6 protein-coding genes and 1 pseudogene are annotated in these 8,043 nt (G+C 46.4%); 1 reads left to right on the top strand and 6 read right to left on the bottom strand.

The window, feature by feature from the left end:
- From ACK5MF_RS09275 to hemC, 5 genes and pseudogenes are all read right to left on the bottom strand, one after another.
- Positions 1-156, bottom strand: a pseudogene (locus ACK5MF_RS09275) (IS110 family transposase); the annotation flags it as partial.
- 205 nt (positions 157-361) lie between these two features.
- On the bottom strand, positions 362-1,546 hold the full coding sequence (locus ACK5MF_RS09270) for a heme biosynthesis protein HemY (RefSeq protein WP_416921524.1): 1,185 nt from the start codon (positions 1,544-1,546) through the stop codon (positions 362-364).
- Positions 1,543-2,937: a uroporphyrinogen-III C-methyltransferase gene (locus tag ACK5MF_RS09265; RefSeq protein ID WP_416921522.1), complete on the bottom strand. Its 1,395-nt coding sequence runs from the start codon at positions 2,935-2,937 to the stop codon at positions 1,543-1,545. The genes ACK5MF_RS09270 and ACK5MF_RS09265 overlap by 4 nt, the downstream gene beginning before the upstream one ends.
- A gap of 18 nt (positions 2,938-2,955) precedes the next feature.
- Positions 2,956-3,729: a uroporphyrinogen-III synthase gene (locus ACK5MF_RS09260; protein WP_416921520.1), complete on the bottom strand. Its 774-nt coding sequence runs from the start codon at positions 3,727-3,729 to the stop codon at positions 2,956-2,958.
- A 43-nt stretch (positions 3,730-3,772) separates the two neighbouring features.
- On the bottom strand, positions 3,773-4,711 hold the full coding sequence (gene hemC, locus ACK5MF_RS09255; protein WP_416921518.1) for a hydroxymethylbilane synthase: 939 nt from the start codon (positions 4,709-4,711) through the stop codon (positions 3,773-3,775).
- A gap of 456 nt (positions 4,712-5,167) precedes the next feature.
- Between hemC and ACK5MF_RS09250 the strand changes: the two genes are divergently transcribed.
- Entirely contained in the window at positions 5,168-7,696 is a 2,529-nt protein-coding gene (locus tag ACK5MF_RS09250; RefSeq protein WP_416921526.1) for a class I adenylate cyclase, read from the top strand.
- Positions 7,697-7,825: 129 nt separating this feature from the next.
- Here ACK5MF_RS09250 and ACK5MF_RS09245 read toward each other — a convergent pair.
- A partial coding sequence (locus ACK5MF_RS09245) for a hypothetical protein (protein ID WP_416921516.1) occupies positions 7,826-8,043 on the bottom strand: 218 nt, incomplete at its 5' end.

Here is an 8,043-nt window from a genome sequence, read left to right as displayed (position 1 = left end):
TTCCATTACTACCTTACAAGCTTTGAGCTGACGAAACGCATCTAATACTTGGCTTCTCTTTAAGACTTTCTTTTTAACAAGTTTGCCTGCTTGATTCACGGCATAAAAATGGAAAACAGATTTTGCTATATCGAGACCAACGGTAGTAATATTCATAGATGGACCTGCCCTTATACTGATGATTAGTTAACACATTCATCATGGCTCATTGTGAAGCCGGATAAAAGGGTGGGTCCATTTCATTATTCCTGCGAAGGCAGGAATCTGAAATGCACAAGAGCGAGATCCCGGATAAATACTGCGTATTTTCCGGGATGACGACAGTGGACTTACGTATTTTCCGGGATGACAGCATTGCTTGTTATTCTTTGCTTTCCAACAAACTCAACACCTTACGCGTTACATCATGCGCCGCATGAGTCAGATTCTGATGCTGCAGTGCATCAGCCAGATAAGCATAATCCGAGACACTGGAACGCAACGACAACGCTTGTTCTAAATGCTTCTGAGCCAGTTTCCACTCTTGTTCACGTACATATAACTGCCCAATTGCGCTGTGAGCTTCTGCATTACGGGCATCTCTGCGTAGTGCTTCTTGTAGCATCACAATCGCCGGGTGGCGGTCGCTAAGATTGAGTTCGGGTATCAGCGCATACAACTCAGGCGTTGCCTGTTTTTTCAGGTTTTCTTTGATTAAGCTAAATGCCTCATTATCCGCTTTACGCTTAATCAGTTGCTGAATGAGTGCGGTGATTAGTTCTGGCTCAACTTTGAGTTTTCTTGCTAAACCATTCCAGTGTGCCAGCAAACCTTCAGTACCTTTTTGGCTGGCAATCGCTTCTAGCGCGCCACAGTGCGCTGTTAACGTCAGTTTTTCTGCCTCTTGCTCTGTTAAGCGTTTGGCTCTCACTAGCTTAGGTAGTAAGTTGAGCAGTGGCTGCCACTCTTGAGTATGCAGATAACTCTGTTTGAGCAAGTTTAAGATAATGGTGTTGTTCGGGTGCTGAGGTTGCAATGCGGTCAGTGTTTGCGTGGCTTGGTCATAATCACCGTCACTGATTTGCTGTTTGGCTCTGGTGAGTTCAACCGCTAAGGTGGCATTTTCTTGTTTCGCGGCCATTGCTAAGTAGCGATCGCGTTTTTCTCGGTCACCCATGCCATTGGCGGCTTCAGAAGCCACAAGGTAGCAAAGCAGCGGCATGTCATGATGACTTGCCCAACGGGTCACTTTCTTCTCCGCTTGTTTCCAGTCGCCCTCAAGCAGTTTGATGATGCCTTGGTTGGTATAGCGGCGCGAGCGGCGTTGTTTACGGATACTGAACCAGTTCCAGGTGGTGAAGCTCATGTAGAAAAATTTCTTCACCACAAATTCAAGGGCAAACAGAGCGGCCAGGGTGCCAATAACAAAAATAACCAGTGTGGTGACACTCATCTCAATGGTTTTGTTGGCAATGGAAATTAATACGTAACCTTGTTGCCCGGCGTATTGAGTACCGACAAATAACCCGGCACCAAGAACAATAAAAAGGAAGATGAAACGAATCATTGTTTGTCCTCCTTAATGACCGACGTCACTTCACGACGTAAGCGTTCGCTGATCACATCTGCTAGTTGTTGCTGGGTTTCCAGTTTTACTGGGTAATCAACCTGCACATTTTGTTCTGCCAACTGAGCAAGAGTGGACTGGAAGGCTTTCACCGTGTTGTCGTTTTGATTAAAGAAAGAGTTTGACCACTCTTGAGCGGTTTTTAATGCCGTGCTGTAGATCTCTTGTTGTTCCACATACACTGACTTAATCGCGGTTTCCAGCTTCGCTTTGACGTTCTCTTTGAGATAAAAATGCTGTTGCGGTGAAAGCAGAGGAATCACGTTACCGTCACGGGTGCGGAAGGTAATAAAGTTATCGGAGAAGTCTTTCAGCGATGTGAGCAAATTGTCTTGCCAGTTATTGATGTCATTGGAAACCACTTGCTGAGTCTGCTTTGGCGCATCAGGCAAAATCGCGTTTGCCAGAGGTAACGCATCAACTTGCTGTTGTAGGCTGGTTAAGCGCAGAACCAGACCATCACGGTCAATCAGAGGGACGGATTTTAGTTTGGTAATATCATTCGCCATTGCTTTGCGCAGTGGCGTTAAGCTTGGGTCATTAAGTGAGGCAATGCGCTGATCGGCACTTGCCATTAATTGAGTTGCACTTTCGACATCGTGCTCAAGGAACAGTTTACGTCCAGCCAGTTTGACTAAGTAATCTGCTTCAGCCAGTAGCCAATCGTTTGGACGACGACCTTTTACGTCTGTCATTGCTAACTGTAAGCCTTCAATACTTTTCTGTTGCTGCTCAAGCACGGTTTCTGCGCGATGAGTGATTTCCGTGGCTTTGGCTGCCGCTTGTTGCGTCACTTCGGCAAGCTGAGTATCCAGCGTGTTGCGAGTCTGGTTTAGTTCGTCACGCAGTGCGGCGATTTGTGCTTGGTACTGAGATTGCTGTTGCTGCATCTGAACAGCAAGGCCACCGCCAAGTAATACCGCCACAACAATCGCGACGGTTGCCAGCTTTGTACCTTTCTTGCTCTGTTTGTCTAACTTGTTCAACTGCTCAATGTTTGCCGCTAAGTGGCTTTGGGTTGATTGAGGAGCCGTTGACGGAGGCGCTTCTGGCTTAGGCTCCTCTAGCTTGGTTTCCTCTGACTGGGCTTCTTCTGACTTAGCTTCTTCTGACTTAGCTTCCTCTGATTTCGCTAGCGCTGCTTTGCTCTCAGGTGAAGCTTGTTTAATCGGTGCGGTTTGCGCATTTGTTGATGATTGTTGTTCGTCCGTATTTGACGCAGCAGAGTCTGGTGCAATCGAGTCTGACGGAGTTTCGGTTGGCGCAGCAGAAGAAAGTGTTTGTTGGTTTTTTTCCGGTTCTAATTGCGGATTATCTTTTTTACTTGTCATTGCTGAGTTTCCTGTTTGTTATGGCTGGAGAGCGGCCACTAAATCTGGGTTCGCTGCACTGCGAGTAACAACGATATGTTCAAATCCCATTGTTTTTGCATCGTTTGCAATACGTTCGCTTGGTACCAATAGTTTCAGTTGACGCGCCCACGTGCTTATTGAACTATTGATTACTGAGCTATTGATTACTGAGTTATCAATGATTGAGCTATCAAGTTGCGACATAAAAAAAGCCAGTTGATGACCACTGGTGATAATCAGGGTATCAACCTGTGCCTGCTGCCATTGTTGATAAGCATGGTTGGCATCAAAGGGCAAATCGGTTCGTTGATACACTTCTTTATACGTCACCAAGGCACCACGTTCACTAAGCGTTTGATGGATCAGTTCACGCCCGCCGTTTCCGCGCAGAATCATAATTTTCTGCCCGGTAACGGATTGTAACTCTGTCAGTTCAAGCAGATGTTCGCTATCACTGACCTCGGGGTAGTTTACTGATTGTCCGGTAACTTTGCTTAAAAGGTGTGCTGTTTTTTGACCAACGGCAAGGTATCTTGTTGATGTTGCCCAATTTGATTGCTGTTGTCTCAAATATTGGTCACTAAATGCGACAGCATGTTGGCTAACCGCAATAACGGTATCACAGTGATGTAGGTCGGGAAGAAGGTGCGGCAGATCCGCGCCTGCCTCGATCGTGATCAGCGGATGGTGCAGGGCGGTTATCCCCAATTGCTCGAGTTGTTGGCATAACTCTACGCCTTGCGCCTCAGGGCGCGTTACCAATACCGCCATCTGTTACTTCACCGTTATTTGTTGTTCATCGCCAGAGCTGGGCTTATTCGTTCTCAGCATAAAGCTTAGTGAGGATTTCTTTTGCACCTTGAGCGAGAAGCTGGTGCGCCAGTTCCACTCCTAACTTCTCGGCATCTTGACGAGCGCCGCGGATTTCACCACGAACGATGATTGAACCGTCAGGTTCGCCGACTAACGCACGTAACCAAATATCATCACCTTCAAGCAGAGCATAACTGCCGATGGGCACCTGACAGCCACCTTCTAATGTGAGATTCATGGCACGCTCACATTTTACACGGTCAGCCGTATCTGCATGGTTGAGCGGTGCTAATAACTTGAGTAAACGCTCATCATCGAGACGACATTCAATACCTACCGCGCCTTGTCCAACCGCAGGTAATGATTGTTCAGGCTCAATAAAGCTGCGAATTCTCGCTTGCAGTTCAAGACGTTTTAAACCTGCCGCAGCCAGGATGATGGCATCATACTCACCCGCATCAAGTTTACCTAAGCGTGTACCCACATTGCCGCGCAGCTCTTTAATGATGAGATCTGGGCGAGCTTGTTTTAGCTGACATTGGCGACGTAGACTGCAAGTACCAACAGTTGCGCCTTGTGGCAATTCATCAATAGAAGAGTAAGTGTTTGAGACAAAAGCATCGCGCGGATCTTCACGTTCACAGATGGTGACCAAACCAAGGCCTGCAGGGAACTCTACCGGTACATCTTTCATCGAGTGCACGGCTAAATCAGCGCGACCTTCAAGCATCGCCATTTCCAGTTCTTTAACGAACAAACCTTTACCACCCACTTTTGCCAGTGGTGTATCAAGAATAACGTCGCCTCTTGTTACCATGGTGACCAATTCAACCTCAAGATCTGGATGAGCCGCTTGTAGCGCATCTTTTACATAGTGAGCTTGCCATAAAGCCAGTGGACTTTGACGAGTAGCGATTCGGATAGGCGTAGTCTTTGTCATGGTAATCCTGATTAAAATATGGGTTATAGGGCAACTGAAACTTGCTGTAGAGCAACTAAAAACTTGCTATAAGGCAACTAAAAACAGTGGCTGTTGACCTTTTACGACGATAATTTTTAGTTTCCTAGTCTACCACCGTAAAAAATAAAGTTTCACTACTAGTTGTTTGTCTTGTTTGAGTGGTGTTTTATTACGATCAAATTGAGATGAAAGTGTGATTGTTAACACGTTTGTAACTGTGGTTTATTGTTTAGTAACGGTTGATAGTTACAAAGTGGCTTAGCACGCTGATTTCAAAGGCTTCCCAGCCTGTTGTGCTATAAGACTTTAGTGTGACATAGTACCAAGATCGCTTTACCCGTGCAGATTAAAGTGTTAAATTGATCACGTTTTGATGGCGCTTTAGTGCGAAACGCAACCAAAGTGCACATTTTTGTTCCAACCAAGGACCATACCTTGCAGGCTTACACCGATACGTTAATCCAGAGATTAGATAAGCTAAACCGGCAACGCATTGAGCGTGCGCTGGCTCTTATGGATTTGCAAAGTCAGCGAGTATTCCACCTAATCCCTGCTTTATTGCACTATAACCACCCCCTTTTCCCCGGCTATTTCAGCAACGAAGTTCCGCATGGTATCGATTGTTTTGAGCTTAATGAGGTTCAGCAGCAATTCGTTGATGATACGGAGTTAACACTTAACCAGCCATTGACCAGTACAGAACGTCCTGAAATTTTGGCGTTGTACACCATGGGCAGCACCTCGTCTATCGGTCAAAGTACTTCCAGCGACTTGGATATTTGGGTCTGTGTGAGCTCGCTAATGAGCTGTGAAGCGCGTGAGCGCCTGACCAATAAATGTCTGTTGATCACGGATTGGGCGAAGAGTCAGGGTGTCGAAGCAAACTTCTTCTTGATGGATGAACAACGATTCCGTTCCAACCAATCAGAAGCCATGACGGGTGAGAACTGTGGCTCGTCACAACATATGCTGTTATTGGATGAGTTTTATCGCTCAGCCGTACGCTTAGCCGGTAAACGTCTTTTGTGGCTGATAGTGCCGCCAGAGATGGAAGAGTGCTACGACGAATACGTCACTCAACTGTGTGCAAAATCTTATATTGACTGCTCAGAATGGATTGACTTCGGTCAGCTTAACCATATCCCCGCGGAAGAGTATTTCGGGGCGAACTTGTGGCAGTTGTATAAGAGTATCGACTCACCGTATAAATCGGTGCTGAAAGCGACACTGCTTGAGGCTTATTCGTGGGAGTACCCACATACCCAACTATTGAGCGTCGACAGCAAACGGCGTTTCTTTGCTGATGACCCAGATCTCTACGGTATGGATTCCTACTATCTGATGCTGGAAAAAGTCACCCGTTACCTCGAACGTATCGGTGACCATACGCGCTTAGATTTGGTTCGCCGTTGTTTCTACCTCAAAACGCATGAAAAGCTGTCTCGTGAGCCTAGCGTTGGCTCGGTTGAGTGGCGTCGTGAGGCTCTGGGCGAGTTGACCCAACAATGGGGATGGTCGCACTCTGTGATTCAGGAGCTGGATAACCGTCGTCATTGGAAAGTGGAGCAAGTGAAAGTGGTTCACCATTCACTGCTTGATGCTTTGATGCTCAGCTATCGCAACCTGATTCAGTTTGCGCGTCGTAATGACATTACCTCGGCAATTAGCCCGCAAGACATTTCGATTTTGGCGCGTAAGTTATACGCAGCCTTTGAAGTTCTGCCGGGCAAAGTGACGTTGCTCAATCCACAAATCTCACCAGATCTGCACGAGCCAGACCTGACCTTTATCGAGGTGAGCAAAGGCCGTACCAACAAAGCAGGCTGGTATTTGTATAAGCAGCCAATTATTGCCCATCGCATTATTGGTCAGCCTTATCTTGAGCATAACGAATACCTCAGTAAGCTGGTGGCTTGGTCATTCTTTAACGGTATGATCACCGAATCGACACGCTTGCACTCTGTGGTACGTGGTGCCCATCTGGATATTGATAAGTTCTACCAAATGGTCAGCGATCTGCGTAACACCTTCTCACTGCGTAAGCGTCGTCCAACCATGCAAGCGCTGGCCAGCCCGTGTGAAATCAGCCAACTGGCGATGTTCATCAATTTTGAAAATGACCCAACGGCGGAGCTCAATGGTAAGGCATTGAAAGTGGATTTGAAAAACGCCGACATCTTCAGCTTTGGTGTGGAACAAAAATGCTTAGTCGGCAGTGTCGATTTAGTTTACCGAAACTCATGGCAAGAAGTGCGTACGCTGCATTTTAAAGGCGAAACCGCGATGATGGATGCACTGAAAACCGTGCTCGGCAAGATGCACCAGGATGCTTTGCCGCCAGAGTCGGTCGATGTGTTCTGCTACAGCAAAAATTTACGCGGGGTGATGCGTAATTTGGTCTATCAGCTACTGGCAGAATGTATTGATTTGCGTTTGAAACCCGTTGAGCAAGAGAAGCGTCGCCGTTTCAAAGCACTACGTATTGGCGATCAGATGTATGGTCTGTTCTTTGAACGTCGTGGTGTATCGGTACAGAAGCTGGAAAACTCGGTCGACTTTTACCGCAGCATTTCAACCAACAAGCTAAAAGGCTCTCCGCTGCTGATGCTTGATCGCGATGAAGATTATCAATTGCCGGTTGTGGTTGATGGCTTTGCCAGTGAAGGTTTGGTGCAGTTCTTTTTTGAAGATACCGAGAAGGGCTTCAATATTTACGTATTGGATGAAAACAACCGCGTTGAAGTTTATCACCAGTTGAACGGTGAGAAAGATGAGATGATCGCCAGCGTAAACTCTTTCTACACTTCAGTTCGTGATGACAATGAGTTGGCCGCTCAGTTGATTAACTTCAATTTGCCGCAGTACTATCAGATTGTTCATCCGGAAGAAGGCGAAACGTATGTTGTGCCTTATCGTAATGATTCGGCGCTCTACTCTCGTCTGTCAAAAGCAGTGAATGCTTGACGTGGTCATTCCGTCATTGCTGTTCCTTTTTTCGTTATTCCTACTCTCTTTTTCGTTATTCCTGTTCCTTTTTTTTCTTCATTCCTGTTCTCTTTTTCGTCATTCCTGCGAAGGCACAATGCTGTTCGTTTAAGAGTTCTCTTTCTTTTTTCGTGAGCTCTTCAACGGGAATTTGATAGGTTTTATCTTGACCGCCCGTTCATAATTTGGGCGGTCTTGCTTTGGCATAATAAACTCCCGTAATGACTCGGTTAAATCTTTTAAACGCGCGGGGAGTGACTGAAGATTTTTAGTTCGACAGATGGCCGTGTAATCATAAAGAACGACTTTAAATCCAAGTTTAAAGC

The organism is Vibrio sp. (genome assembly GCF_047973365.1).
GTDB lineage: Bacteria > Pseudomonadota > Gammaproteobacteria > Enterobacterales > Vibrionaceae > Vibrio.
Note: the sequence above shows the minus strand (reverse complement) of the source record. Positions and strands in the feature narration are given on the sequence as shown.